The sequence below is a fragment of the Leisingera daeponensis genome, assembly GCF_019801465.1.
GTDB lineage: Bacteria > Pseudomonadota > Alphaproteobacteria > Rhodobacterales > Rhodobacteraceae > Leisingera > Leisingera daeponensis_A.
This window is the reverse complement of the sequence record NZ_JAHVJA010000004.1, coordinates 48,369-73,497: the sequence shown is the minus strand read 5'-3', so window position 1 is coordinate 73,497 and position 25,129 is coordinate 48,369. Positions and strand designations below refer to the sequence as shown.

The window sequence follows — 25,129 nt, the reverse complement described above, 5'->3', positions numbered from 1 at the left end:
CTTATAGGGCGCTGGACAGGGAAGACAATTGGACCTTTTGGAAGCAAGGGATTTGGATGAAGCGGCTGCTTTGGGCGATAGCTATTTTGCTGTTTGGGGTACTTGCTGTAACTGGGCTGGTCTTGCTGATGCGACAGGGAGTGATACCTCGTTGGGGCAAGCCGGTGGCCACTCTCTTGGCAATTCCCTTAATCGCATTTCCTCTCTGCAATTTCTTATTCACTTGGATGGATGCGGGGCGGACTCAAAGCCGACAGGGAAGCAGAGGGAGCCGCGAAGCCAAATTTAAAATTGGCTTTCGTATCTTCATGCTTTTGGGCGGCAGTGCGCTTGGTATTTTGTTCATTGTAATTGGGTTCGGATTCCCAAGGGGACTTTGGGAGGGGCTGTTTCAGTTCGGAGCGATCGCTTTTGGCGTAGCTATGCTCTACTACACAGTTGTTTCGCAGTTTTGGGTTTGTCGCTGGAACAGCGCGTACCTTGATTGTCCAAACAGATTGGGTTGGCCTCGGCTGCATGAGTGGAGCAAAGTTGAGGCCGTCAGCAACTTCTCTGAAGGGATGGAGTGGCATCTGATGTTTTCAGAAACAGGAAAGGCCTGCATTCCTTACTTCTTGGAAGGCTGTGATGAGCTGGTGGCGTTAGCAAAGGAAAAACTGAACGATGCCTGAACTTCCCGAGGTCGAAACGGTGAAACGCGGTTTGGCGCCTGCGATGGAGGGGGCGGTGATCGCGCGGGCGCAGGTGAACCGCCCGGATCTGCGCTGGCCGTTTCCGGAGCGGATGGCAGAGCGGCTGACCGGAGCGCGGGTCAACGGGCTTAGAAGGCGGTCGAAGTACATCCTGGCGGATCTCGACACGGATGAGACGCTGCTGATTCACCTCGGCATGTCGGGCCGTATGACGGTGTCGGGAGATCCGCTGGGGCAGTTCGTGCATGAGCACCCGCAGGCGGAGAAGCATGACCATGTGGTGCTGGACATGGACAATGGCGCCCGCATCACCTTCAACGATCCGCGCCGGTTCGGGGCGATGGACCTGCTGGAGACGGCAACCGCCGAAAGCCACAAGCTGCTGGCAGTGCTGGGGCCGGAACCTCTGGGCAATGACTTTCACGAGGATCACCTGGTGGCCGCCTTCAAGGGGCGGAACACGCCGGTGAAATCCGCATTACTGGATCAGGGAATCATCGCGGGCCTCGGTAACATCTACGTCTGCGAAGCGCTGTTTCGTGCGGGAATTTCGCCACGCCGCAAGGCCGGGCAGATTGCCGCGCATCGGGTGGCGGCGCTGGTGCCGATCATCCGGCAAGTGCTGCAGGACGCCATCCGCGCGGGCGGCTCGTCGCTCAAGGATTTCCGGCAAGCCTCTGGTGAACTTGGGTATTTTCAGCACTCTTTCGATGTCTACGGGCGTGAGGGGGAGGCCTGCCGCCGCGACGGTTGCGCGGGGTCAATTGCCAGAATCGCCCAATCCGGGCGCTCCTCCTTCTACTGTGTAAAGTGCCAAAGATAGCTTGATCAGGGGGGGGCTTTTGGTAAGGACTCGGATTTGAACGGAACAACCGAAAGAGAAATCATGGCCTACGAGACGATCAACGTCGATGTGCAGGACCACGTTTGCCTTATTAAACTGAACCGCCCGGAGGCGATGAACGCGCTCAACAAGGAGCTGATTGGCGAGCTCTGCGATGCTCTGGAGGAGGCCGATGCCAGCGACAAGGTGCGCTGCATCGTGCTGACCGGCTCGGAAAAGGCCTTTGCTGCCGGTGCCGACATCAAGGAGATGTCGGAGATGAGCTTTACCGAGGTGTTCTCCACCAACCTGTTTGCCGATGCCAACGACCGTATCTCGGCGATCCGCAAGCCGGTCATCGCGGCAGTGGCCGGCTACGCGCTGGGCGGCGGCTGCGAGCTGGCGATGCTGTGCGATTTCATCATCGCCGCGGAAACCGCCAAGTTCGGCCAGCCGGAGATCAACCTGGGCGTTGTGGCCGGCATCGGCGGCACCCAGCGCCTGACCCGGTTCGTGGGCAAGTCCAAGTCGATGGACATGAACCTGACCGGCCGCTTCATGAACGCCGAGGAAGCCGAACGCGCAGGCCTGGTGTCTCGGGTGGTGCCCGCCAAGAAGCTGATCGAGGAAGCGACCGCCGCAGCGCAGAAGATCGCCGAGAAATCGCTGCTGACCGCGATGGCCGTCAAGGAAGCGGTGAACCGCTCATATGAGCTGCCGCTGAGCGAAGGCATTCTGTTCGAGCGCCGTGTATTCCACTCGATGTTCGCGACCGAAGACCAGAAGGAGGGCATGGCTGCCTTCCTGGAAAAGCGTGAAGCGCAATTCCGCGACAAGTAAGCTGCTAGGCAGTTTAAGGAGCAGCGGGCTGAATGGCCCGCTGCTTTGCTTTTGGGGCAGGCGCCCTTGCATTTCCATGCGGAGTTGGCTAAATGCCGCCCTCATACATGCGCGTGCAGCCCGCTCAGGCTAGAATCACACCGGTGAATGATCCCGGGGCTGGCTGGCATTGCGTCCGATAGAAACAGAACCCGAGATAAGGTCAGACACCATGGCAAATTCGCCCCAGGCCAAGAAGCGCGCACGTCAGAACGAGAAGCGCTTTGCCGTCAACAAAGCCCGTCGTTCGCGCATCCGCACCTTCCTGCGTAAAGTTGAAGAAGCCATCGCTTCCGGCGACAAAGAAGCTGCGACCGTCGCTCTGCGCGCTGCTCAGCCCGAACTGATGCGCGGCGTCACCAAAGGCGTGTATCACAAAAACACCGCTTCCCGGAAAATCTCGCGCTTGTCCGCACGCGTGAAGGCTCTGGGCTGAGATTCGCTCCGCTGAACAGGCTCTCGGGCCGTTGAGAATTCGACAGGGCGCTGCAGATTGCAGCGCCTTGTTTTTTTGGAGAAGCCTCGCCGGGGCACAGCCGGCGAAGGAGATTCTTTGCCGCCAAAGGCAGAGTCAACATCATAGTTTCGTTGCCGCTGCCCCCCGCAAATTGCTACCACTGTTACAGCGATTCACTCGCTGGGGGGACAGGCTGCTCGCGGCAATCTTGACGGGCATCAAGATTGCCAGGTTGCTCGGCACGGTGCGTATTTTGTGCGCTTCACTTGCCGGGAGCCACTGCTGTATCGGCTATGATCAGCAGCCTTGTCTCAATTGTGTGCGATACTGTTCGTAACGGCGAATCTGCCGCTTTTGGCGGCCGTTTTTGCTGTTTCCATCGAACGTCAGACCTACGGGTAATGCGGCCACTGCTGGCCCGCACATGAAATCCCTGTGCGTGAATGCCCCCCAGGTGGCTGGGGGTAAGAATAGAACTGGCCCGGCAAATGGGCCGCTGCTTTTTGGGGATGCGTGAGGCGCAGCATGACAGAAGAAAAATGGGGACAGCTCAGAAACCGGCTGTTGAAGACGGTCGGCCAGAACAATTTCACGACCTGGATTGAACCTCTGGAATTTGATGCGGTGGACGGCGGTGTCGCGGTCTTCAAAGTGCCGACGAATTTCATGGGCAACTATGTCAGCCAGAACTTTGCAGACCTGATTCTGCACGAGTTGTCGATGTCCGGGGAGCAGGTTCAGCGCCTGGCCTTCCGGGTCGCTGCCAACAGCCCGGCCCGTCCGGCAGAGCCCGGAGCTGCGGAAACTTATGGCGGTGCTGTCGGCGGGGTAGCGGTCATGGCTGCGCCTGCGACCGCAGCCTCCTCAGCTGGCAAGGACACCCTGGAAGCACTGCAAGCGGCGCCGCTGGATCCGCGTTTCACCTTTGACAGCTTCGTCGTCGGCAAGCCGAACGAACTCGCTCATGCTGCTGCACGCCGCGTCGGCGAGGGCGGCCCTGTCACCTTTAACCCGCTGGTCCTGTATGGCGGTGTGGGCCTTGGTAAAACCCACTTGATGCACGCCATCGCCTGGGAGCTGAAGGAAAAGAACCCGTCCTTGAATGTGCTGTACCTGTCCGCGGAACAGTTCATGTACCGCTTTGTGCAAGCTCTGCGCGAGCGCAAGATGATGGATTTCAAACACCTGTTCCGCTCAGTCGACGTGCTGATGGTGGATGACGTTCAGTTCATCGCCGGCAAAGATTCCACCCAGGAGGAATTCTTCCACACTTTCAATGCGCTGGTGGACCAGAACAAGCAGATCATCATCTCCGCCGACCGCGCGCCGGGTGAGATCAAGGATCTGGAGGACAGGGTGAAATCCCGCCTGCAATGCGGCCTGGTCGTGGACCTGCATCCGACCGACTACGAACTGCGTCTGGGCATCCTGCAGACAAAGGTGCAGCAGCAGCGCGAGACCTATCCGGACCTGCGTATCGCGGACGGTGTTCTGGAATTCCTGGCGCACCGCATCTCGACCAACGTGCGCGTGCTCGAAGGCGCGCTGACCCGGCTGTTCGCCTTTGCCTCTCTGGTGGGCCGCGAAATCGATATGGATCTGACCCAGGATTGCCTGGCGGACGTGCTGCGCGCCTCCGAGCGCAAGATCACCGTCGAGGAGATTCAGCGCAAGGTGTCCGAGTATTACAACATCCGCATGTCCGACATCATCGGTCCCAAGCGGCTGCGATCCTATGCGCGCCCGCGCCAGGTGGCGATGTACCTGTGCAAGCAACTGACCAGCCGCTCTCTTCCCGAGATCGGCCGCCGCTTCGGCGGGCGCGACCACACCACCGTTATGCACGGCGTCAAGCGCATTGAGGAGCTTAAACTGACCGACGGGCAGATTGCCGAAGACGTCGAGATGCTGCGCCGGTCGCTGGAAGCCTGAGGCGCTCCTGCATCCCAATATGAACGACTTGCGGCTCCGGCTTCCGGAGCCGTTTTTTGTGAGGCAGGGGACGGGTATCGGCCCATAACTCAGCTGGATACCCGGAATCACGGAAATCAAAGTTCCATCCGTTTCAAAATCAGCCATAAGTGCGGCCTGAACAGGAGCGCCGCATGACACCGCAATCCGCTGAAAATCTGGATACGCCCCGCGGGCTGGCCTTTGCCGTCACCGCTTATCTGCTTTGGGGATTCCTGCCGCTGTACATGAAGGCGCTGTCGCATATTCCAGCGGCTGAGATTGTCGTCCACCGGGTAATTTGGTCAGTGCCTGTGGCGGGTGCCTTGCTGATCGTCTTGCGCCGGACCAGGGACTTACAGGCTGCCCTGAAGAACCCGCGGATGCTCGGCATGGCCTGCATCACCGCGGTGCTGATCTCGGTCAACTGGGGGATCTATGTCTGGTCTATTGCGGCCGGGCGGGCGCTGGACGCGGCGCTGGGTTATTACATCAACCCGTTGTTCAGCATCGCGCTTGGCGCCCTTTTACTCCGCGAGCCCCTCAATAAGGCCCAGGTGGCGGCTGTTGTCCTCGCTGCTGCTGCTGTGTTGGTGCTGACGCTGGAGGCCGGCCGCGTGCCTTGGGTGGCAATTGGCCTCACCCTGTCCTGGGGTTTCTACGCCTTTTTCAAAAAGTCCCTTCCGATCGGTCCCAATCAGGGGTTTCTGCTGGAGGTTCTGATTCTTTTGGCGCCTGCTCTGGGTTACTTCTCTTACCTGACGGTCGCCGGCACCAGCAGCTTTGGCAGTTCTGTCACCGACACTTTGCTTCTGCTGGGGTGCGGTGTGGTCACCGCGGTGCCGCTGATTGTCTATGCCAATGGTGCCAAACTGGTGCGGCTGTCGACCATGGGTATTTTGCAGTACATCGCGCCAACGATGATTATGCTGGCGGCGGTGCTTCTCTTCGGCGAGGAATTCGGCCGCGCCCGGATGATCGCGTTCCCGATGATCTGGGCCGCGCTGGTGATTTATACTGTTCCTATGGTGCGCCAGATGCGCAAACGTCCTGGCTGAGACCGGCCTTATTCGCCCGCCGGGGTGTCCTCGACCACGCCGACAATCGGCCCCATCATAAACCCGGCATCACTGCGGCCCAGTTGCGGCGCGTGCAGGCGCGAAATATTGCCGTCGAAGTAAAGCGCTTGGGGCAGGTCCAGGTAGTCGCGGAACAGGCTGCCGAACTTGTGGAAGGTGACCGCATTTCGCGAGATTGCAAACACCGCGCGCGCGCCATCCGCCGAAGTGCCGACCCCGTTACGGATGTAAAAACTGTCCGAATCCGGCAGGAAACGCGGATGCAACTCTCCTCCGATCACCAGCATGGGGCCAGACTGGGTCGCATAGGTGCAGTCGGGCGCCGCAGCCTTAAAGGCCAGCGTTTCTATCACATCCGCCCGGCCTTCCCGGATGCAGAAGACGCCATTGGGCAGCAGGCCGAAATTGCCGGGTCCGGCATTGGTCACCAGCCGCATTTCTTCACCGCTTTCATCGGTGTAAAGACCGACAGGCGAACGGTCTCTGTGGTACATGCCGGCATTTGTGGCAAAGATCAGCGATTTGCCGTCCTCAGCCACCGCGGTTTCCAGGGTAGAGAAATGCCCGTATATCTGGCCATCGCCATCCCGCAGGAACAGCTGCAGCTGCTCCCTGGCGGCGTCGACCTCGCAGATCGTATACCGGCTACCCTCATAGGCCACATCGCTGCATTCGACCGCGCCGACCGCTGGAGCTGTCCAAAATGCTGCCAGAAACGCGGCGGCCTTGCGGATCACTCTTCAACGTCGCGGCGCACCGCGTCCTGGCTCAGCATCCGGCGGGTTTCATCCATCTGGTCGAAGGTCTCGTCCAGCCGGAACCGCAGGTCGGGGGTGAACTTCAGCCCCAGTTTCTTGCCGACCATGCGGCGCAGTTCGCTCTTGTTGCGGGCCAGCAGCTTCAGCACGTCCTCCTGCCCCTTACCGCCCAGGGGCAGTACAAATGCGGTGGCGATTTTCAGGTCGGGAGAGGTGCGCACCTCGCCAACAGTGATCGACATGCGGTTCAGGTCCGGGTCATGCACGTCGCCGCGGGCCAGCACTTCGGAGAGCGAGCGGCGGATCAGTTCGCCGACGCGAAGCTGGCGCTGGGACGGGCCGGGGCCATCGTGGAATTTGTTCTTTGCCATAGTTCCGATCTAAGCCGGATCGCAGGCTTTGCCAAGCGCTGCCCGGCACTGTAGGAGAAAACCAGCTTGAACAAGGAAATGGGCCAATGACTCACAAACCAGGGATCGTGATTACCGGCGCATCGGGCCGCATGGGGCAGATGCTGATCAAGACGGTGCTGGAAAGCGACAAGGCCACACTGGTTGGCGCGGTGGAACGTGAGGGTCACGCCTGGGTCGGCCGCGACGTGGGTGAGATGATGGGAGGCCAGCCGGTAGGCGTCACCGTGACGGCGGATGCGTTGGAAGCGTTTTCCAAGGCGCAAGCCGTGATCGACTTCACCGCGCCGGAGGCGACACTGGCCTTTTCCAAGCTGGCGGCGCAGGCCCGCGCGGTGCATGTGATCGGCACCACGGGCATGACAGATGAGCAGATCGCCCAGCTGGAACCGGCGTCCCGCCATGCGGTGATCGTCCGCGCCGGCAACATGAGCCTGGGTGTGAACCTGCTGGTGCAGCTGACCAAGAAGGTCGCCGCCGCGCTGGACGAGGATTTCGATATCGAGGTGATCGAGGCGCATCACCACCATAAGGTGGACGCGCCCTCCGGCACCGCTTTGATGCTAGGGGAGGCAGCCGCCGAGGGCCGCGGTGTGAAACTGGCGGACGTGCGCGATTCCGGCCGCGACGGCATCACCGGCGCCCGCAAGCGCGGTGATATCGGATTCACCGCCATCCGCGGCGGTGACATCGTGGGCGAGCATGATGTGCTGTTTGCTGCCGCGGGGGAACGGATCGTGCTGCGCCACCTGGCCACCGACCGTGGCATATTTGCCCGCGGCGCGCTGAAAGCTGCGCTGTGGGGGCAGGACAAAGGCCCGGGCCAGTATGACATGGTGGATGTGCTGGGGCTTTGAACCGCAGAAAGCGGCCCTCACAGGCCGCTGCCTCCGGCGGGAGTATTTAAGCAATTGAAAAGCACGGTCTTTTCTTCTTTGTCAAAAATACTCTGGGGGTGAGCAGGCCGCTCCTGCGAGGGGGCAACGCCCCCTGACTGTCGCTCAAAAATCGATGGCGATGCCTTTTTTCTCCCAATCTCCGTAGCGCGCGGGGTCGGGCCCGTCGCGGCCGCCCAACTCCCTGGCGCGCGGCTCCTGCGACTGTGCTGCCTTGCGGCGTTCTTCAGCCTCGGCCAGGGCCCGCAGGGCAGCAGGCGGCAGGTCATTCTGTTCGGGTGCGGTCTCTTCGCTCATCGCGGGTTCCTTTATGCTCCGCCCATGATATACGCCCCTGTCCCGCGCAAACAAGCCGCGCCCTGAGGAGTTGCCAGATGTCCGATGCCAATCACGCCCGCCGCACCGCGGTATACCTGCTGGATCAGGTGCTGGGAGAGGGGCGGCTCTTGGCGGAGTGCTATGCCGCGGGGGCGCTGGAGAAGCTGGCACCGGAAGACCGTGCCCGGGCGCAGCGGCTGGCGGCGGAAACCCTGCGCAGCCTTGAGCGCGCTGACCGGGTGTTGAAGAAACACCTGAAGAAAACGCCGCCGCTGACGGTCATGAACGCCCTACGGCTGGGCACGGTTGAGCTGTGCTCGGGCGGCGCGGCGCATGGGGTTGTGAATGCGATGGTGGCCATCGTTTCCAGGCACCGGCGTCACGGCCAGCTGAAAGGGCTGGTGAATGCGGTGCTGCGCAAAGTGGCTGAGGAAGGCCCCGCGGAATGGGCCAAACTGCGCACGCCCCGGTTGCCGAACTGGCTTAGGAAGCCCTTGGTGCAGGCCTGGGGGGCTGAGGCGATGCTGGGTATGGAAGCCGCGCACTATGCCGGCGCCCCGTTGGATGTTACCGGCAAACCGGATGCGGATCTGAGCGCGCTTGGCGGCGTTCTGCTCCCCACCGGATCGGTGCGGATCGCTGCTGCCGGGCAGGTGTCATCGCTGCCTGGTTTTGAGGCGGGCGACTGGTGGGTGCAGGATGCCGCCGCCGCTCTGCCTGCCCGAATCTTGAATGTTCAGCCCGGCGAACAGGTGCTGGAACTGTGCGCCGCGCCCGGCGGCAAGACCATGCAGATGGCCGCTGCCGGTGCCAAAGTGACCGCCGTTGATATATCGGAAAACCGCGTGGCGCGGTTGAGGGAGAACTTGGAGCGCACCGGGCTGGAGGCGGAGCTGATTACCGGCGATGCGCTGGAGCAGACCGGCCAGTATGACGCTGTGCTTCTGGATGCCCCCTGTTCGGCCACTGGTACCATCCGCCGCCATCCTGACCTGCCTCAGGCCAAGGATGGCAGCGAATTCGGCGGGCTGATAGAACTGCAGGCGCAAATGCTGGCGCATGCCTGGTCACTGGTGAAACCTGGCGGGCGGCTGATGTTCTGCACTTGCTCGCTTCTGCCGGACGAAGGCGAATGCCAGGTGGAGGAGGCTCTGGACATGTTCCCGGACATGACCGCAGACCGCGAGGCGCTGAACTTGCCGGGTGTAGAGCCGGCATGGATCACCGAGGAGGGCGGTTTGCGCCTGCGCCCGGACTACTGGGCAACGGATGGCGGCATGGACGGGTTTTACATGGCCCTTTTGCGCAAATCCGCGTGACACCGGGGTGTCCCCGGCATTCGCCGGTGACTTGATCCCAGCCCCGCGCTATGCTCCTGCCAAAACGCCCTGGAAAACGCGGCGCGAGGCAACAGAGCATGTCCACTTACGACAGAATGGCAGGCCGTGGCACCCGGCTGCTGAACCGGTATTATGCTTGGCGGGCGCGCAGCCAGCCGGCCGCAACCGGCTTTGTGTCGCAGCCTGAACCGCGCACCATCGGCAGTTTCGCCCGCGGGCGGCAGCTGGTGGCGGGCAACCTGCTTTTTGCCGGCTATCTGGTCGAATCGCCCGACACCGGCCTTTGGGAAGTTGCGGCGCCGGACGCGGCTTTTGACGCGGAGCGGCACGGGTTTTCCTGGCTCGACGACTTGGCCTCAGTGGGCGATTTCAAGGCCCGGCTGAAGGCGCAGAAATGGGTCTGGGGCTGGATTGCGCAGCATGGGCGCGGCGGCGGGCTGGCCTGGCTGCCGGATCTGACAGGACGGCGGGTAATACGCTGGATCAACCATGCGCTGTTCCTGCTCAGCGGCAAAGACCGCGAAGAGACCGAAGCCTTTTACAGCTCCCTGTCGCGGCAGACCTGGTATCTGGCGCAGCGCTGGCAGGGCGCCGCCCCTGGTCTGCCCAGGTTTGAGGCGCTGTGCGGGTTGATATATGCGGGCCTGGCCCTGCAAGGACGGGAAGAATTGGCCGATCCGGCGGTCAGGGCCTTGGCCGCGGAATGCCATTCCCAGATTGACGGGCAGGGCGGCCTGCCGACCCGCAACCCGGAGGAACTTTTGGAGGTGTTCACCCTGCTCACATGGGCAGCCGCGGCTTTGCACGAGGCTGGCCGCACAGTGCCGCCTGCCCATACCGCAGCCATAGAACGGATCGCCCCCACTTTGCGCACCCTGCGCCACAGCGACGGCGGGCTGGCGCGGTTCCACGGCGGCGGCCGCGGGCTGGAGGGGCGGCTGGACCATGCGCTCGCAGCCAGCCATGTGGCAGAGCGCCATGCGGACGGGCTGGCGATGGGATTTGCCCGGCTGTCGGCACGCCGCACCTCGGTGATCGTGGACGCTTCGGCGCCGCCCGCGGGCAAGGCATCGTACAACGGGCACGCCTCGACCCTCGCGTTTGAGCTGACATCGGGCCGGCGGCCCCTGATCGTGAATTGCGGGTCGGGCGAGGCCTTTGGAATCGAATGGCGCCGCGCTGGACGGGCGACGCCGTCGCACAGCACGCTGTGCATTGAAGGTCACTCCAGTGCCCGGCTGGCGGCACCGCACAAGACCACCGGCCATGAAGAGCTGATCGAGGCGCCTGATGACGTGCCGCTGGACATTTCTGACTTGCCCGACGGCTTCCGGTTTCAGGGCGGCCACAACGGCTTTGCCGCACATTTCGGCCTGACCCATGCCCGTACGCTGGATCTATCCTTTGACGGCCGCGCCCTGGCAGGGGAGGACATGCTTCTGGCTCTGGAAGACCGCGCAAGGGTCCGCTTTGACAAGGCCAGCAGCGGCAACCCGGAGGGCGGCATCAGCTTTGATATCCGGCTGCATCTTCACCCTGAAGTCGATGCAACCCTTGACTTGGGCGGCGCGGCAGTATCCATGGCGCTCAAGAGCGGGGAAATCTGGGTGTTCCGCCATGACGGCGCCTGTCATCTGCGGCTTGAGCCGAGCGTTTTCCTGGAAAAGACCCGCTTGAAGCCGCGTGCGGCAAAGCAGATCGTTTTATCCGGGCGGGCGATGGGATATGCCACCCGCGTCCGGTGGACGCTCAGCAAGGCGCAGGAGACTGCCGTTGCCGTGCGAGACCTGAACCGGGACGACCCCGAGACGTTTGACTGAGCCTTTGCAAAGGACCGCCCTGCCATGACCGACCTTCACCCCGTACGCCGTGCGCTGCTTTCCGTATCCGACAAGACCGGCCTGATTGAGCTGGGCAAGGCGCTGGCCGCGCGCGGTGTAGAGCTGCTCTCGACCGGCGGTTCCGCCAAGGCGCTTCGTGATGCCGGCCTGACGGTCAAAGACGTCTCCGAAGTCACCGGTTTCCCGGAAATGATGGACGGCCGCGTCAAGACCCTGCACCCGATGGTGCATGGCGGATTGCTGGCCTTGCGAGACAACGACACCCATGTCGCTGCCATGAACGAGCACGGCATCGGCGCTATCGACCTGCTGGTGGTGAACCTCTACCCGTTCGAGGCGGCGCTGGCGCGCGGCGCCGGCTATGACGAGATGATCGAGAACATCGACATCGGCGGCCCGGCAATGATCCGCGCGGCTTCCAAGAACCATTTGTTCGTGAACGTGGTAACAGATGTTCAGGACTACGAGGCGCTGCTGGCGGAACTGGACGCCAACGACGGCCAGACCAGTTATCCCTTCCGTCAGCGCCTGTCGCAGATCGCTTATGCCCGCACCGCGGCTTACGATGCGGCCGTGTCGAACTGGATGGCCTCGGCGATCGATGAGAAGACCCCGCGCCGCCGTGCCTTTGCCGGCGAGCTGAAGCAGACCCTGCGCTATGGCGAGAACAGCCATCAAGAGGCGGCTTTCTATACCGATGGCTCCAACCGTCCTGGCGTGGCGACCGCAGTGCAGCTGCAGGGCAAGGAACTGAGCTACAACAACATCAACGACACAGATGCGGCTTACGAGCTGGTGGCCGAATTCGACCCGGCCGAAAGCCCCGCAGTTGCCATCATCAAACACGCCAACCCCTGCGGCGTGGCCAAAGGGGCAACCCTGGCTGAGGCTTATCAGAAGGCCTTTGACTGCGACCGCACTTCAGCGTTTGGCGGCATCGTGGCGCTGAACCAGCCGCTGGACGCCGAAACTGCTGCCAAGATCACTGAGATTTTCACCGAGGTGGTGATTGCGCCGGGCGCGTCGGAGGAGGCGAAGGAGATTTTTGCCGCCAAGAAAAATCTGCGCCTTTTGCTGACTGACGGCTTGCCGGACCCGCGCAAACCCATCGTGGCCTACAAGCAAGTGGCTGGCGGTATGCTGGTGCAGGACAAGGATGTGGGATACGTCGGCATGGAGGATCTGAAGGTGGTGACTGAGAAGGCACCGTCCGAGGCCCAGATGCAGGACCTGCTGTTTGCTTGGAAAGTCGCCAAGCACGTGAAATCCAACGCCATCGTCTATGTGAAGGACAATGCCACCGTCGGTGTCGGCGCGGGGCAGATGAGCCGTCTGGACAGTGCCAATGTAGCTGCAGCCAAAGCGGGCCGCATGGCCGCCGAGCTGGGTTTGAAGGAAAGCCTTGCTAAGGGCTGCGCGGTCGCCTCGGATGCCTTCTTCCCCTTCGCGGACGGCCTGCTGGAAGCGGCGGCGGCTGGCGGCGCCTGCGTGATCCAGCCGGGCGGCTCGATGCGCGATGATGAGGTGATCAAGGCGGCCAACGACAAAGGTCTGGCCATGGTCTTCACCGGCATGCGCCACTTCCGCCACTGACAGGGCGCAAACGACATGGCAGCACGTTGGATGATCTGGGGCGCTGGCCTCTCCTTCCTGGCGGATCAGGCCAGTAAGTTTCTGGTGGTCCACTGGATGGGGCTGGACCAGCGTCACCGGATCGACGTGCTGCCGCCGTTTCTTAATTTCCGCTACGGCGAAAACACCGGTATCAATTTCGGGTTGTTCGGCGGCGGCGATGAGGCCGCGCGCTGGATCCTGATCAGTCTTTCGGTTGTGATTTGCGTGGCCCTGGCGGTGTGGGTTTTCCGGTCTCAGAAAGCGTCGAGAGGCATTCAGCTGTCAGCGGGCCTGGTTATCGGCGGCGCCTTGGGCAACGTTGCTGACCGGCTATTATACGGCTATGTGCTGGATTTTCTCAACACATCCTGCTGCGGGATTCAAAACCCGTTTGTGTTCAATGTCGCCGATATCTTCATCTTTGGCGGCGCGGCAGGGCTGATCTTCTTTGACGGGCGCAGCAAAAAGCCTGCGTAGACCTCGTCAGGCAATTGCGTTAAAAGCGCTGGGAAACAGGCAGGAGTTTGGGGCAATGCGGATCCCGTTCGGAGTGATCGTTCTGGCTGGCGCGCTGGCAGTGTCCGGTTGTGCGCAAAAGGGGCTGCGTGTGCTTCAGAAGCCCGGATCCGGTCCGGATGAATTCCTGATCCTGCCCTCCAAACCGCTTAGCACGCCGGAAAGCTACGCTTCGCTGCCCGCCCCGACCCCGGGCGGCAGCAATCTAACCGACCCCAATCCGCAGGCTGATGCCGTTGCCGCGCTTGGCGGCAGGCCGGGTGCTCTGGTGCCCGCTGCGGCTGTGCCTTCGGGGGATGCGGCGCTGGTCACTGCCTCCAGCCGCTATGGAGTCGAACCGGGGGTCCGCGAAACGCTGGCTTCGGAAGATGCAAAGTTCCGTCACCGCAACCGCCATCTGGGCCGGATCAAGATCGTTCCGGTGGACCGCTACGAGCAGCTGTACCGCAAGCAGAGCATCGACCCATTCGCCGTCAGCGATCAGTTCCGCAAGACAGGAGCGGCGACGCCTTCTTCGCCGCCGGAAGAAGAGTCCTGATCGCTCACTTTTCTGCCAGCCGGTCTTGCATGATGCCGCCAGCAACGTAGGTTGCCGGCAGTCTTTCTGCTGGCAATGGGCGGCTAATTGTGGCTGCATTGAGCAAAAATGAACGACAGAGCAGTAACCGCACCGTGCCGGGCAAGGGCAAACGTGCAAAAATTGGAGGATGCCAGATGATCCAGAGGATCACATTGGCCGCCGCAGCGCTGAGCGCTGTCTTGTCCGCCCCGGTGAGGGCTGAGGACGAGGCGGTGACCGCGTTCACCTTGGACAATGGCATGGATGTGGTGGTGATCGAGGATCACCGCGCACCCGTAGTGCAGCAGATGGTCTGGTACCGGGCCGGTTCCGCGGATGAGCCGCCAGGCCAGTCCGGGGTAGCCCATTTCCTAGAGCACCTCCTGTTCAAGGGTACTGATAAACTGGCGCCTGGTGAGCTGTCCGCCACGGTTCGGGCCAATGGGGGCCAGGACAACGCTTTTACCAGCTACGATTACACTGCCTACTTCCAGCGCGTCGCAGCCGACCGTCTGGAGCTGATGATGCAGATGGAAAGCGACCGGATGACCAACCTTCGCTTGAGCGAAGAGGACATAGCCACCGAGCGCGAAGTGATCCTGGAGGAGCGCAACCAGCGCACCGATAACGATCCGGTGGCGCTGTTTCGCGAACAGCTGCAAGCAGTGCAATACCTGAACCACCGTTATGGCCAGCCGGTGATCGGCTGGCGGCACGAGATGGAAAGCCTGGATATGGAAGACGCGCTGTCTTTCTACCAAACCTACTACGCGCCGAATAATGCCATTCTTGTCGTCTCCGGCGACGTGCGGCCAGAGGAGGTAAAGGTGCTGGCAGAACAGTACTACGGCGTGATCCCGGACAACCCGGACCTTCCGGAACGCTTCCGAAGTCAGGAGCCGCCGCAGACCGCTGCCCGCCGCCTGACCTTCGAAGACCCGCGCGTGGCGCAGCCGTATGTGCAGCGTTCCTATCTGGCTCCGGAGCGCGACAGCGGCGATCAGCAGAAAGCCGCCGCGCTTTACCTGCTGGCAGAGCTTCTGGGCGGCGGTAATACATCCTATCTGGCAAATGCATTGCAATTCGACCAGCAGGTCGCGGTTTACACGGGGGCCTACTACTCCGGCAGCACACTGGACGACACGTCGTTCACCTTGCTGATTGTGCCTGCCGAGGGCGTGGCTATGGACGAGGCAGAAGCCGCGCTGGACCGGACGATTGCGCAATTCCTCGAAAAAGGTGTGGATGAGGCGCAGCTGGAAAGGATCAAGCTGCAATTGCGCGCTTCCGAAATATATGACCGGGACAATGTGAATGGCATCGCCAACCGTTATGGCCAGGCGCTTAGCATCGGGCTGACGGTGCAGGATGTTCAGGATTGGCCGAAAATCCTGCAATCTGTCACCGCGGATGAAATCATCGCCGCAGCAAACGAAGTCCTGAGACCGGAAACCTCGGTCACAGGCTGGATGATGCGCAGCCAGGAGGTGACCCAATGAGCCCGCTGAAATATATCACCGCGGTGCTGCTGGCCTGGTTCATGGCACTGCCTGCCTGGGCCGAAATCAAGATTCAGGAGGTCTCTTCTCCCGGCGGCATCACCGCCTGGCTGGTGGAGGATCATGCAATCCCCTTCACTGCGCTTGAGTTGCGCTTCCGCGGAGGCACCTCGCTTGATGCACCGGGCAAACGCGGCGGGGTATATTTGATGACGGGCTTGTTGGAGGAAGGTTCCGGTGACCTGCGCGCGCAGGATTACGCACGGGCGCTGGAATCGCTCGCTGCGGAGTTTTCCTATGACGCAGACAAGGATTCGGTGTCTATTTCTGCCAGGTTTCTGAGCGAAAACCGCGAGGATGCGGTGGGGCTGCTGCGTCAGACCCTGTTTGAGCCGCGGTTCGATCAGGATGCGCTGGACAGGGTCAGGGCGCAGGTGCTTGCCGGATTGCGGTCGGATGCCAAGAACCCCAACAATATCGCCGGTCAAGCTTTTGCCCGGATGGCCTACGGTGATCATCCTTATGGCAGTGACGGCAAGGGCACACTGGAATCGGTTGCAGCCCTTAGCCGCCAGGACATCTTTCACGCCTATGAGGCTGTGTTTGCCAGGGACAGGCTTTATGTCAGTGCCGTTGGTGACATCACCGCTGACGAGCTTGGCGCGCTGCTGGACGATTTGCTGGGGGAATTGCCTGCCGAAGGCGCCCAGATCCCCGGTCCGGCAGAGGTCAGCATCGAAGGCGGTGTGACCGTGGTTGATTTCGACACCCCGCAATCGGTGGCGCTGTTCGGACAGAAGGGGATCGCGCGCGAGCACCCGGACTTTTTCACCGCCTATGTGATGAACCAGATTCTGGGCGGCGGTTCTTTTGAAACCCGGCTGATGACAGAGGTGCGGGAAAAGCGCGGGCTGACCTACGGGGTCTATTCCTATCTGGTGCCGCACGATCTGGCGGCCGTCTATATGGGGTCCGTGGCTTCAGCCAACGGAAAGATGGCTGAGGCTGTGGAAGTGATCCGGGGCGAATGGCGCCGGATGGCCGAGGATGGCGTGACGGAAAAAGAGCTGAAAGACGCCCAGACCTATCTGACGGGAGCCTATCCTCTGCGCTTTGACGGCAACAGCCGTATCGCTTCGATCCTGGCGGGCATGCAGATGGACAACCTGCCCATCACATACGTGGATACCCGCAATGACCGCATCAATGCTGTCACTCTGGAAGACGTGAAGCGTTTTGCGGCAGAGTTCCTGAACCCAGATGGGCTGCACTTCGTTATTGCGGGCCGCCCTGAGGGTGTGAAAACCACCAATTGAGGCAAGCCGGGCGGGGCAAAGTGCTCCGCCGGCCGCCGCTGAAGAGCGTGCTGCCGCCCAGCAGGGCTGCGCCGCACCGCTTTCCCTTTCATTTTGCGCAAAACTCCTGTATGGGCGGGCTTGTCTGAGACGATGTGCCAAGGCCCCGGCACGCGAAAGAAAGATAAATGGGGCCGGCGGCAATGGGGCCGCCACGCAAACGGGAGACCCGGAGGGCCGGGAGTGCTCCCAATTAGGATACGCTAGATGTTTAACGTCACCAAAAAATCGATGCAGTGGGGCGAAGAGACGCTCACACTGGAAACCGGCAAGGTTGCCCGCCAGGCGGATGGCTCCGTGATCGCCACCCTGGGTGAAACCAGCGTCATGGCCAACGTGACCTTTGCCCGTCAGCAGAAGCCCGGCCAGGACTTCTTCCCGCTGACCGTCCACTACCAGGAAAAATACTATGCTGCGGGCAAGGTGCCCGGCGGCTTCTTCAAGCGCGAAGCGCGCCCGACCGAAAAAGAAACCCTGACCGCACGTCTGATCGACCGTCCGATCCGCCCGCTGTTCGTCCCCGGCTTCAAGAACGAAGTGCTGGTGATGTGCACCGTGCTGAGCCACGACCTGGTCAATGACCCGGACATCGTTGCGATGATCGCGGCCTCCGCCGCGCTGACCATCTCCGGCGCGCCGTTCATGGGCCCGATCGCCGGCGCCCGCGTCGGTTTCGTTGACGGCGAGTATGTGCTGAACCCGACCGTCGACGACATGCAGGATCTGCGCCTCAACCCTGAGCAGCGCCTGGACCTGGTTGTGGCCGGCACCAAGAACGCCGTGATGATGGTGGAATCGGAAGCCTACGAACTGACCGAAGCCGAAATGCTGGGCGCGGTGAACTTCGCGCATGAGCAGATCCAGCCGGTGATCGACCTGATCATTTCGCTGGCAGAAGAAGCCGCGAAAGAACCGTTCGACTTCCAGGCGCCGGATTACTCCGAGCTGTACGAGGCCGTGAAGGCCGCCGGCGAAGAGCAGATGCGCGCCGCCTTTGCGATCACCGACAAGCAGGAGCGCACCGCCGCTGTTGCCGCTGCCCGTGAAGCGATCAAGGAAGCGCTGAGCGAGGAACAGCTGGAAGACGCCAACCTCGGCTCTGCCATGAAAAAGCTGGAAGCCGGCATCCTGCGCGGCGACGTGGTGAAAGGCGGCAAGCGTATCGACGGCCGCGACACCACCACCGTGCGCCCGATCGTGGCCGAAACCGGCCTGCTACCGCGTACCCACGGTTCCGCCCTGTTCACCCGTGGCGAGACCCAGGGCCTGGTCGTGACCACGCTGGGCACCGGCGACGACGAGCAGTTCATCGATGCGCTGCATGGCAACTTCAAGTCCAACTTCCTGCTGCACTATAACTTCCCGCCGTACTCGGTTGGCGAAGTGGGCCGTGTCGGCTCCCCGGGCCGCCGCGAAATCGGCCACGGCAAGCTGGCCTGGCGCGCGCTGCAGGCAGTGCTGCCGGCTCCGACCGACTTCCCCTACACCATCCGTCTTGTTTCCGAGATCACGGAATCGAACGGCTCTTCTTCGATGGCTTCCGTCTGCGGCGGTTCGCTGTCGATGATGGACGCGGGCGTGCCGCTGAAAGCACCGGTTGCCGGTGTGGCGATGGGCCTGATCCTCGAGGACGACGGCTCCTACGCGGTCCTGACCGACATCCTGGGTGACGAAGACCACCTGGGCGACATGGACTTCAAGGTGGCGGGTACCGAAAACGGCATCACCTCGCTGCAGATGGACATCAAGGTTGCCGGCATCACCCCGGAAATCATGGAGAAAGCCCTGGCCCAGGCCAAGGATGGCCGTCTGCACATCCTGAACGAGATGGGCAAGGCCCTGTCCGAGACCAACGAGTTCTCGGTCCACGCCCCGCGCATCGAGACCATGCAGATCCCGACCGACAAGATCCGCGAAGTGATCGGCTCTGGCGGCAAGGTGATCCGCGAGATCGTCGAAGTGTCCGGCGCCAAGGTCGACATCAACGACGACGGCGTGATCAAGATCGCCAGCCCCAACGGCGACGCCATCCAGAAGGCCTATGACATGATCTATTCGATCGTGGCAGAGCCGGAAGAAGGCCAGATTTACACCGGTAAAGTCGTGAAGATCGTCGACTTCGGCGCCTTCGTAAACTTCTTCGGCAAGCGCGACGGCCTGGTGCATGTTTCCCAGATCGAAAACCGCCGCCTGAACCATCCTTCGGACGTTCTGAAGGAAGGCCAGGAAGTGAAGGTGAAGCTGCTGGGCTTCGACGACCGCGGCAAGGTCCGCCTGTCGATGAAGGTTGTCGATCAGGAAACCGGCGAGGAAATCGCGCCGGAGAAGAAAGAAAAGGCAGAGCAGGACTAATCCACCTCTGACCGTCCATAAACAGCCCGGGGCGCGCATAAGCCGTGCCCCGGGCTATTCAATTTCTGCCGGGACGCTCATGGACCAGCCTTTGAATTCCCGTATTTCCATTATCACGGTCACCTATAATTCGTCGGTGATTGTTGAAAACCTGCTGCGCTCCGTCCCGTCCGGGGTTCCCGTCGTACTCGTCGACAACGCGTCACGCGACGCGGAGGCAACCCGGGCCTTAGCCGCTGAACATGGCGCCCGCTTTCTTGCCAACTCTGAGAACCTGGGCTTTGGCCGCGCCTGCAATCAGGGTGCGGAGCAGGTCGGTACCGAGTTCCTGTTTTTCTTGAATCCGGACGCCGAGCTATTTCCGGACACGCTGGAACATCTGCTAGCTGCTGCGGATTCTCATCCCGAGGCCTCAGCCTTTAACACCCGCATCGTCAAAGGCGACGGTTCTCTGTTCTTCAAGCGTCGCAGCAAACTGATCCCGAAATCGCTCTGGCTGGGGCGCAGCGCTGCAAAACAGGATGGCGAGGTGCCGGTGTTGAACGGCGGCGCGCTGCTGGCGCGCCGGGCCGCATTCGAGCAGGTCGGCGGCTTTGATCCGGCGATTTTCCTGTTCCACGAAGATGACGACCTCAGCCTGCGTTTAAAGGCAAATTGCGGCCCGCTGCGGTATGTCTATGACGCGCAGGTCCGCCACCTCTTGGGTCATTCTACCGAGCGGTCTTCCAGGACTGCGGCGCTGAAAGCCTGGTACATGGGGCAATCGCGGGTATATGCCGCGCGCAAGCACGACCAGCCCTTTGGCTTCTCGCGTGCGTTCGCGGAAGCGGGGCTGCAGCTGGTCTCGCCCCTCAATCTGATTTCGGCGCGAAAACGGGCCAAGGCATGGTATTACTTCCGTGCCATCCTCAGCAGCCGCGGAAAGCAGAGCGCCGACAGGCAGCCGCCCTGGGTTTAGGACTACACGCGGAAAAGCCTGACGCTAGAAGCCAAAAAAAGAGGCCAAGGAAGATGAAACTGCCCCCGCTTTGGAAGATTACCAGAGAGCTGAAGCGCCCGTTGGCGCAGCTCAAGCTGTTGCCAAGCCGGATCGGCACTTATGTCTTCGGAAATAAGTACTACGACTGGTTCCTGGCCAAAAACTCCCGCTGCACCGAAGGCAGGGCGACACCCGGCTCGCGGATTGCCGTCTATCTGATCTTTCCCAGTCAGGGTGTTCTGGCATCCCATATCGAGGCCCTGAAGTACCTCATTTCAAGCGGTTATGCGCCATTGGTGGTGTCAAACCTGCCACTGCCGGAAGCAGACCGCGACCAGGTTCTGGATTACTGCTGGCTGTGCCTGGAACGGCCTAATTACGGCTATGACTTTGGCGGTTACCGCGATGGCATCCTGCTGGCCCGGGAAAAGGCTGCGCAGATCGACCGTCTGGTACTGCTTAACGATTCCTCCTGGTTCCCTCTGCCGGGGGCGCAGGACTGGCTCGCCGAAGCAGAAAAGACCGGGCTGGATTTTACCGGGGCGGTGTCGAATTACGGCCACCCCCGTGTCGATCCCGAGAATTTCCGCAGCATCCGGTGGAACTACACCACGTCGCACCGGAACTTCCATTACTGCTCCTTTGCGCTGATGATGTCGGGCCGGCTTATGGCAGATCCGCAGTTCATCAAATTCTGGGAACGGTTCCCGTTGACCAGCGACAAGAAGGTGACGGTGCGCCGCGGCGAGATCGGCCTCAGTCAATGGATCACTTCCAGCGGCTACTCGCATGGGATGACGAGCGACCCAAGTGATCTGGATCAGCGCCTCGCCGGGCTTTCGCATGAGGAGATCAAGGCCGCCGTGCGCGGAGCGGTGTTTCTGGACCGCCCCCGTCTAGATACGCTGCGGGAACAGCTTCTGGCAGCAGACGCCCCCGCCGGGGACCTGGTGGCCTTTTTGCTGACTGCGGTTGCTATCCAAGGCGCAAGCTACGTGCAGCCGGACTTGATGCGGCAGCTGCATGGTGCGGCATTCCTGAAGAAATCGCCTTGCTGGCTGGACGAGAAAGGATCGGCAATAACGATCCGGTTCGCCAGAAGACTTGGCGGTGACTTTGGTGCGGTTGTTGCCCGCGAAGCCGAGACGCTGCGCCGCGAGAAGGCTCCGGACTTCCCGCCGGTCTGACATCCGGCCCTTTGACCGGCGCACGGCAGCTGCGCAGGGATATCCGCGCAGCCGCTTCGAGCAGCAACTATTCCGGTGCCTTTGTCTTGCGGAGGTAGGGGAAAACAGTCTCGAATTCGCCGAATTTCGCTTTGGCTTCCTCGTTGGAAACAGCCGGCGGAATAATCACATCTTCGCCCGGAACCCAGTTCGCCGGGGTGGCGACTCCTTTGCCAATCGACATTTGCAGCCCGTCCAATGCCCGCAGGATCTCGGCAAAGTTGCGGCCCACGGTCATCGGATAGGTCATGCTGAGCTTCAGCTGCTTGTCCGGGCCGATGATGAAGACAGAGCGCACCGTGGCGCTGTCTGCAGGCGTCCGTCCGTCAGGCAGATAGGCTTCGGCAGGCAGCATGTCGAACGCTTTGGACACCGTCAGTCCGTCGTCGGCGATGATCGGGAAACCGGGGGCAGCCTTGCCGTATTCCTCGATATCCTTCTTCCACTTTTTGTGGTCCTCGACGCCGTCGACAGAAACGCCGATCACCTTGGTGTTGCGCTTGGTCCATTCGTCGCCCAGCTGTGCAACAGCTGAGAATTCTGTGGTGCAGACCGGGGTGAAATCTTTGGGGTGGGAGAACAGAATCGCCCAGCTGTCGCCGATCCAGTCATGGAAAGAAATGGTGCCCTGATCCGTTTCCGCGGTGAAATCGGGGACCGTGTCGTTAATGCGCAAACCCATGGCGGTGTCTCCTTGTCAGTGAAATATTGAGTCGTCTTGACTGATACCTAAGTACTTTAACGCAACGATAAAGCCACCGTACAAGGAAACCGCAAATTATCGTCTCCTCAGGCGGCTGGCAGCTGCCGCAGATGAACATTGACAGTGCACGCGATAATTTGATCAAATTATGCGTAAATCTCCTTGCCCACTCTAAAGTGCAGTGACAGAGTGGCGGCGAAACCGGCAAACCGGGACAAGAAACACCTCTGAATTGGGAGTTCCCAGATGATCGAGAAACGCGACTTTTACATCAACGGCCAGTGGGTCGCCCCTTCTGCCGCCAACGATTTCGAGGTGATCAACCCCTCGACCGAAGAACCCTGCGCAGTGATCTCGCTGGGCTCTGAAGCCGACACCAACGCTGCCGTGGCGGCGGCCAAGGCGGCCCTGCCGGGCTGGATGGCCACCCCGGTGGCTGAGCGCATCGCATTGGTCGAGAAACTGATCGATGTCTACGAGGCCCGCGCCGAGGACCTGGCTCAGGCGATGTCGCTGGAAATGGGCGCGCCGATCGACATGTCGCGCACTTCGCAGGTGGGCGCCGGCAGCTGGCACCTGCGCAACTTCATCGCCGCGGCCAAGGAGTTTCCCTTTGACGCGCCGCTGAACGACCGCAGCCCCAACGACCGCATCATTCACGAGGCGGTGGGCGTCTGCGCCCTGATTACGCCCTGGAACTGGCCGATGAACCAGGTGACGCTCAAGGTCGGCGCTGCGGCGGTGGCCGGCTGCACCATGGTGCTGAAACCGTCCGAGCAGAGCCCGCTCAACGCGATGATCTTTGCCGAGCTGATGGACGAGGCCGGCTTCCCGGCAGGTGTCTTCAACCTGGTGAACGGCGACGGCCCGGGCGTCGGCTCGCAGCTGACCACCCATCCGGACGTGGACATGATCTCGTTCACCGGTTCCACCCGCGCAGGCATCGCGATCACCCAGGCTGCCGCGCCGACGCTGAAGAAAGTGGATCTGGAACTGGGCGGCAAAGGCGCCAACGTGATCTTTGAAGATGCCGACGAAAAGGCCGTGAAGCGCGGCGTGCTGCACATGATGCAGAACACCGGCCAGAGCTGCAACGCGCCCAGCCGGATGCTGGTGCAGAACAGCATCTATGACCGGGTGGTCGCCGAGGCGGCGGAAGTGGCCGCCAAGGTCGAGGTCGGCCCGGCAGACCAGCAGGGCCGCCATATCGGCCCGGTGGTGAACGAGATGCAGTGGAACAAGATCCAGGACCTGATCCAGAAAGGCATCGACGAAGGCGCCAGGCTGGTGGCCGGCGGCACCGGCCGCCCGGACGGGCTGAACAAGGGCTACTACGTGAAGCCCACGGTCTTTGCCGATGTGAACAACCAGATGACCATCGCGCGCGAGGAGATCTTTGGCCCGGTGCTGTCGATCATTCCATTTGAATCTGAGGAAGAAGCCATCGGGATTGCCAATGACACGCCCTATGGCCTGACCAACTATGTGCAGACCCAGGACGGCGCCCGCGCCAACCGCATGGCCCGCGCGCTGCGTTCCGGTATGGTGGAAATGAACGGCAAATCCCGCTCGGCCGGGTCGCCCTTCGGCGGCATGAAACAGTCCGGCAAGGGCCGTGAGGGCGGCAAATGGGGTATCGAGGATTTCCTGGAAGTGAAAGCCGTGGGCGGCTGGGCAGCCGACTAAGCCCTTCGCTTTGGACGTAACGGAGAGCCGCCCCTCGGGGCGGCTTTCTTTTTTCCAGATGTGTTCAGGAAGGGGTGGTGCTCCCGCGCCCTCAAGCCCCCCGGCTGCGCCGGGCTGCCTTCGGACTTGGGCGTGGCCCGTGCTGCGCACGGGCAAGCGGTCATGAGATCAGAAAAAGGCTCTAAGCAGGCAGATTGCAGCGATTCCGGCGCCCATGGTCAGCGGCAGGCTGCGGGTGATCAGTGCCACAATCAGCGCGGCAGTCCCAGCCGCCCATTCCTGCGGCCCGCCCTGCATCAGCAGATAGGTGACCAGCGACAGGATCAGGCAGCCCGGCAGTGCCTGCAGCCCGCGCGCCCAGGGGCCGTGGTCCGGCAGCCGCCGGCCCAGCAGATAGCCCGAAAGCCGCACGGCAAAGGTCGCCATTGCCAAGCCAGTGATCAGCGTCCACGTCTCAGTCATGGCCAAATGCTCCGGCGACGGCCGCACCGCTGACGCCGCCTAGGATAAGTGTCCAGGTGGGATCCAGCGGGGCCAGCAAACCTGCAAGCAATACGATGGCAACGGATCCGGCCCACGGCAGCAGCATGGCGTTGCCGCTCCATAAGGAGCGCAAGATGGCGATAAAGGCAGCGGTAAAGGCAAAGTCCATGCCCAAGGCGCGCGGTTCCGGTACGGCCGCCGCGAACCCCGCACCTGCTACCGTGGCCAGAACCCAGATCGCGACCAGCGCCAATCCACCGCCCACCAGATACCAGTAGCCCGCAGGCCGGCCGCGGGCGCGCATGGCGTGCATCAGCGCCCAGTTCTCATCCGTTGCCAGATGCACCCCCAAGAGGATCTGCCACCAGGGCCGCCCGGCCAGTTCATCCCGCAATGAGGCCGTGATCAGCAACAGCCGGAGGTTCAGCGCAAGTCCCGCCAGCAGGGCAGTGCCCGCCCCGGCGCCTGCCACCAGCCGCTCGACCGCGATGATTTGCGAGGACCCGGCAAAGACAATGGTTCCCATCACCCCTGTCTGCAGCCCGCTCATCTGCGCCTGAGCGGCCAAAAGGCCAAAGGCCAAGCCGTAGACGGCGACGCCGATTGCCAGCGGCAGGATGTCCCGCAACCCGGCCAGCAGCTGGCCGCGGGCAGGGGGCAGTGAAGATATGTCCTGAACGGTCATTGCAAGGCTCCTCTGGAAAAAGGCAGGGC

25 protein-coding genes are annotated in these 25,129 nt (G+C 61.9%); 18 read left to right on the top strand and 7 right to left on the bottom strand.

The genetic code is table 11. The features are described from left to right. The first annotated feature begins 56 nt into the window (after positions 1 to 56). The 6 genes from KUV26_RS11300 (at position 57) to rarD (ending at position 5,859) form a co-directional block, all read left to right on the top strand. Positions 57 to 671 (top strand): hypothetical protein, encoded by a 615-nt coding sequence (locus tag KUV26_RS11300; protein ID WP_222508412.1) that lies wholly within the window; start codon positions 57 to 59, stop codon positions 669 to 671. Beyond that, a complete protein-coding gene (mutM, locus tag KUV26_RS11295; protein WP_222508411.1) occupies positions 664 to 1,515 on the top strand; it encodes a bifunctional DNA-formamidopyrimidine glycosylase/DNA-(apurinic or apyrimidinic site) lyase in 852 nt (283 codons plus the stop codon). The genes KUV26_RS11300 and mutM overlap by 8 nt, the downstream gene beginning before the upstream one ends. A 63-nt stretch (positions 1,516 to 1,578) precedes the next feature. Further along, positions 1,579 to 2,355 (top strand): enoyl-CoA hydratase, encoded by a 777-nt coding sequence (locus KUV26_RS11290; RefSeq protein ID WP_222504231.1) that lies wholly within the window; start codon positions 1,579 to 1,581, stop codon positions 2,353 to 2,355. A gap of 211 nt (positions 2,356 to 2,566) precedes the next feature. Then, a complete protein-coding gene (rpsT, locus tag KUV26_RS11285; protein ID WP_222504232.1) occupies positions 2,567 to 2,830 on the top strand; it encodes a 30S ribosomal protein S20 in 264 nt (87 codons plus the stop codon). Positions 2,831 to 3,376: 546 nt separating this feature from the next. Further along, entirely contained in the window at positions 3,377 to 4,783 is a 1,407-nt protein-coding gene (gene dnaA / locus KUV26_RS11280; RefSeq protein WP_222508410.1) for a chromosomal replication initiator protein DnaA, read from the top strand. A gap of 173 nt (positions 4,784 to 4,956) precedes the next feature. Then, complete coding sequence (gene rarD / locus KUV26_RS11275) at positions 4,957 to 5,859, top strand: EamA family transporter RarD (RefSeq protein WP_222508409.1); 903 nt, start codon at positions 4,957 to 4,959, stop codon at positions 5,857 to 5,859. 8 nt (positions 5,860 to 5,867) lie between these two features. Here rarD and KUV26_RS11270 read toward each other — a convergent pair whose 3' ends face one another. Both KUV26_RS11270 and rbfA read right to left on the bottom strand, forming a co-directional pair. Continuing rightward, the gene (locus tag KUV26_RS11270) at positions 5,868 to 6,617 is read right to left on the bottom strand and encodes a phosphodiester glycosidase family protein (protein WP_222508408.1); all 750 of its coding nucleotides are present in this window, start codon (positions 6,615 to 6,617) and stop codon (positions 5,868 to 5,870) included. Then, entirely contained in the window at positions 6,614 to 7,009 is a 396-nt protein-coding gene (gene rbfA, locus KUV26_RS11265; RefSeq protein ID WP_019295139.1) for a 30S ribosome-binding factor RbfA, read from the bottom strand. Before rbfA ends, KUV26_RS11270 begins: the two co-directional genes overlap by 4 nt. Positions 7,010 to 7,095: 86 nt before the next feature. On the opposite strand from rbfA, the gene dapB reads away from it, so the two are divergent. Continuing rightward, positions 7,096 to 7,905 (top strand): 4-hydroxy-tetrahydrodipicolinate reductase, encoded by an 810-nt coding sequence (gene dapB, locus KUV26_RS11260; protein ID WP_222504236.1) that lies wholly within the window; start codon positions 7,096 to 7,098, stop codon positions 7,903 to 7,905. Between the two features lie 144 nt (positions 7,906 to 8,049). Here the strand turns inward: dapB and KUV26_RS11255 are convergent, their stop codons facing one another. Then, positions 8,050 to 8,241 carry a DUF1674 domain-containing protein gene (locus KUV26_RS11255; protein WP_222504237.1) on the bottom strand — a complete coding sequence of 64 codons (192 nt, stop codon included), beginning with the start codon at positions 8,239 to 8,241 and terminating at the stop codon, positions 8,050 to 8,052. A 77-nt stretch (positions 8,242 to 8,318) separates the two neighbouring features. Here KUV26_RS11255 and KUV26_RS11250 point away from each other — a divergent pair, with 77 nt between their 5' ends. The 5 genes from KUV26_RS11250 (at position 8,319) to KUV26_RS11230 (ending at position 14,111) form a co-directional block, all read left to right on the top strand. Next, positions 8,319 to 9,581 carry an RsmB/NOP family class I SAM-dependent RNA methyltransferase gene (locus KUV26_RS11250; protein WP_222508407.1) on the top strand — a complete coding sequence of 421 codons (1,263 nt, stop codon included), beginning with the start codon at positions 8,319 to 8,321 and terminating at the stop codon, positions 9,579 to 9,581. Between the two features lie 98 nt (positions 9,582 to 9,679). Next, positions 9,680 to 11,422 (top strand): heparinase II/III family protein, encoded by a 1,743-nt coding sequence (locus KUV26_RS11245; RefSeq protein WP_222504239.1) that lies wholly within the window; start codon positions 9,680 to 9,682, stop codon positions 11,420 to 11,422. A gap of 24 nt (positions 11,423 to 11,446) precedes the next feature. Then, the gene (gene purH, locus KUV26_RS11240) at positions 11,447 to 13,036 is read left to right on the top strand and encodes a bifunctional phosphoribosylaminoimidazolecarboxamide formyltransferase/IMP cyclohydrolase (RefSeq protein ID WP_222508406.1); all 1,590 of its coding nucleotides are present in this window, start codon (positions 11,447 to 11,449) and stop codon (positions 13,034 to 13,036) included. A 15-nt stretch (positions 13,037 to 13,051) separates the two neighbouring features. Further along, a complete protein-coding gene (gene lspA / locus KUV26_RS11235) occupies positions 13,052 to 13,534 on the top strand; it encodes a signal peptidase II (RefSeq protein ID WP_222504241.1) in 483 nt (160 codons plus the stop codon). A gap of 55 nt (positions 13,535 to 13,589) precedes the next feature. Next, positions 13,590 to 14,111 carry a DUF3035 domain-containing protein gene (locus KUV26_RS11230; RefSeq protein WP_222508405.1) on the top strand — a complete coding sequence of 174 codons (522 nt, stop codon included), beginning with the start codon at positions 13,590 to 13,592 and terminating at the stop codon, positions 14,109 to 14,111. A 4-nt stretch (positions 14,112 to 14,115) separates the two neighbouring features. On the opposite strand, the gene KUV26_RS11225 is transcribed toward KUV26_RS11230, so the two are convergent. Beyond that, positions 14,116 to 14,304, bottom strand: coding sequence for a hypothetical protein (locus tag KUV26_RS11225; RefSeq protein WP_222508404.1), 189 nt, complete (start codon positions 14,302 to 14,304; stop codon positions 14,116 to 14,118). Here KUV26_RS11225 and KUV26_RS11220 point away from each other — a divergent pair. From KUV26_RS11220 to KUV26_RS11200, 5 genes are all read left to right on the top strand, one after another. Further along, entirely contained in the window at positions 14,288 to 15,631 is a 1,344-nt protein-coding gene (locus KUV26_RS11220) for a M16 family metallopeptidase (RefSeq protein ID WP_222508403.1), read from the top strand. The genes KUV26_RS11225 and KUV26_RS11220 overlap by 17 nt on opposite strands. Then, on the top strand, positions 15,628 to 16,947 hold the full coding sequence (locus tag KUV26_RS11215; protein ID WP_222508402.1) for a M16 family metallopeptidase: 1,320 nt from the start codon (positions 15,628 to 15,630) through the stop codon (positions 16,945 to 16,947). The genes KUV26_RS11220 and KUV26_RS11215 overlap by 4 nt, the downstream gene beginning before the upstream one ends. A 246-nt stretch (positions 16,948 to 17,193) precedes the next feature. Beyond that, positions 17,194 to 19,338, top strand: coding sequence for a polyribonucleotide nucleotidyltransferase (gene pnp / locus KUV26_RS11210; protein ID WP_222504246.1), 2,145 nt, complete (start codon positions 17,194 to 17,196; stop codon positions 19,336 to 19,338). Positions 19,339 to 19,417: 79 nt separating this feature from the next. Continuing rightward, complete coding sequence (locus KUV26_RS11205) at positions 19,418 to 20,296, top strand: glycosyltransferase family 2 protein (protein ID WP_222508401.1); 879 nt, start codon at positions 19,418 to 19,420, stop codon at positions 20,294 to 20,296. Between the two features lie 53 nt (positions 20,297 to 20,349). Beyond that, on the top strand, positions 20,350 to 21,504 hold the full coding sequence (locus KUV26_RS11200; protein WP_222508400.1) for a rhamnan synthesis F family protein: 1,155 nt from the start codon (positions 20,350 to 20,352) through the stop codon (positions 21,502 to 21,504). 67 nt (positions 21,505 to 21,571) lie between these two features. Here the strand turns inward: KUV26_RS11200 and KUV26_RS11195 are convergent, their stop codons facing one another. Beyond that, the gene (locus KUV26_RS11195) at positions 21,572 to 22,225 is read right to left on the bottom strand and encodes a peroxiredoxin (protein WP_222504249.1); all 654 of its coding nucleotides are present in this window, start codon (positions 22,223 to 22,225) and stop codon (positions 21,572 to 21,574) included. 267 nt (positions 22,226 to 22,492) lie between these two features. On the opposite strand from KUV26_RS11195, the gene KUV26_RS11190 reads away from it, so the two are divergent. After that, complete coding sequence (locus KUV26_RS11190) at positions 22,493 to 23,932, top strand: aldehyde dehydrogenase family protein (protein ID WP_222508399.1); 1,440 nt, start codon at positions 22,493 to 22,495, stop codon at positions 23,930 to 23,932. Positions 23,933 to 24,100: 168 nt separating this feature from the next. On the opposite strand, the gene KUV26_RS11185 is transcribed toward KUV26_RS11190, so the two are convergent. After that, on the bottom strand, positions 24,101 to 24,394 hold the full coding sequence (locus tag KUV26_RS11185; protein WP_222504251.1) for an AzlD family protein: 294 nt from the start codon (positions 24,392 to 24,394) through the stop codon (positions 24,101 to 24,103). Further along, complete coding sequence (locus tag KUV26_RS11180) at positions 24,387 to 25,100, bottom strand: AzlC family ABC transporter permease (protein WP_222508398.1); 714 nt, start codon at positions 25,098 to 25,100, stop codon at positions 24,387 to 24,389. The genes KUV26_RS11185 and KUV26_RS11180 overlap by 8 nt, the downstream gene beginning before the upstream one ends. Between the last annotated feature and the right edge of the window lie 29 nt (positions 25,101 to 25,129).

Excerpts from the sequence above, each read along its gene's own strand:
- KUV26_RS11300 (WP_222508412.1), top strand. The coding sequence starts at position 57 with ATGAAGCGGCTGCTTTGGGCGATAGCTATTTTGCTGTTTGGGGTACTT.
- mutM (WP_222508411.1), top strand. The coding sequence starts at position 664 with ATGCCTGAACTTCCCGAGGTCGAAACGGTGAAACGCGGTTTGGCGCCT.
- KUV26_RS11290 (WP_222504231.1), top strand. The coding sequence starts at position 1,579 with ATGGCCTACGAGACGATCAACGTCGATGTGCAGGACCACGTTTGCCTT.
- rpsT (WP_222504232.1), top strand. The coding sequence starts at position 2,567 with ATGGCAAATTCGCCCCAGGCCAAGAAGCGCGCACGTCAGAACGAGAAG.
- dnaA (WP_222508410.1), top strand. The coding sequence starts at position 3,377 with ATGACAGAAGAAAAATGGGGACAGCTCAGAAACCGGCTGTTGAAGACG.
- rarD (WP_222508409.1), top strand. The coding sequence starts at position 4,957 with ATGACACCGCAATCCGCTGAAAATCTGGATACGCCCCGCGGGCTGGCC.
- rbfA (WP_019295139.1), bottom strand. The coding sequence starts at position 7,009 with ATGGCAAAGAACAAATTCCACGATGGCCCCGGCCCGTCCCAGCGCCAG.
- dapB (WP_222504236.1), top strand. The coding sequence starts at position 7,096 with ATGACTCACAAACCAGGGATCGTGATTACCGGCGCATCGGGCCGCATG.
- KUV26_RS11255 (WP_222504237.1), bottom strand. The coding sequence starts at position 8,241 with ATGAGCGAAGAGACCGCACCCGAACAGAATGACCTGCCGCCTGCTGCC.
- KUV26_RS11250 (WP_222508407.1), top strand. The coding sequence starts at position 8,319 with ATGTCCGATGCCAATCACGCCCGCCGCACCGCGGTATACCTGCTGGAT.
- KUV26_RS11245 (WP_222504239.1), top strand. The coding sequence starts at position 9,680 with ATGTCCACTTACGACAGAATGGCAGGCCGTGGCACCCGGCTGCTGAAC.
- purH (WP_222508406.1), top strand. The coding sequence starts at position 11,447 with ATGACCGACCTTCACCCCGTACGCCGTGCGCTGCTTTCCGTATCCGAC.
- lspA (WP_222504241.1), top strand. The coding sequence starts at position 13,052 with ATGGCAGCACGTTGGATGATCTGGGGCGCTGGCCTCTCCTTCCTGGCG.
- KUV26_RS11230 (WP_222508405.1), top strand. The coding sequence starts at position 13,590 with ATGCGGATCCCGTTCGGAGTGATCGTTCTGGCTGGCGCGCTGGCAGTG.
- KUV26_RS11220 (WP_222508403.1), top strand. The coding sequence starts at position 14,288 with ATGATCCAGAGGATCACATTGGCCGCCGCAGCGCTGAGCGCTGTCTTG.
- KUV26_RS11215 (WP_222508402.1), top strand. The coding sequence starts at position 15,628 with ATGAGCCCGCTGAAATATATCACCGCGGTGCTGCTGGCCTGGTTCATG.
- pnp (WP_222504246.1), top strand. The coding sequence starts at position 17,194 with ATGTTTAACGTCACCAAAAAATCGATGCAGTGGGGCGAAGAGACGCTC.
- KUV26_RS11205 (WP_222508401.1), top strand. The coding sequence starts at position 19,418 with ATGGACCAGCCTTTGAATTCCCGTATTTCCATTATCACGGTCACCTAT.
- KUV26_RS11200 (WP_222508400.1), top strand. The coding sequence starts at position 20,350 with ATGAAACTGCCCCCGCTTTGGAAGATTACCAGAGAGCTGAAGCGCCCG.
- KUV26_RS11195 (WP_222504249.1), bottom strand. The coding sequence starts at position 22,225 with ATGGGTTTGCGCATTAACGACACGGTCCCCGATTTCACCGCGGAAACG.
- KUV26_RS11190 (WP_222508399.1), top strand. The coding sequence starts at position 22,493 with ATGATCGAGAAACGCGACTTTTACATCAACGGCCAGTGGGTCGCCCCT.
- KUV26_RS11185 (WP_222504251.1), bottom strand. The coding sequence starts at position 24,394 with ATGACTGAGACGTGGACGCTGATCACTGGCTTGGCAATGGCGACCTTT.
- KUV26_RS11180 (WP_222508398.1), bottom strand. The coding sequence starts at position 25,100 with ATGACCGTTCAGGACATATCTTCACTGCCCCCTGCCCGCGGCCAGCTG.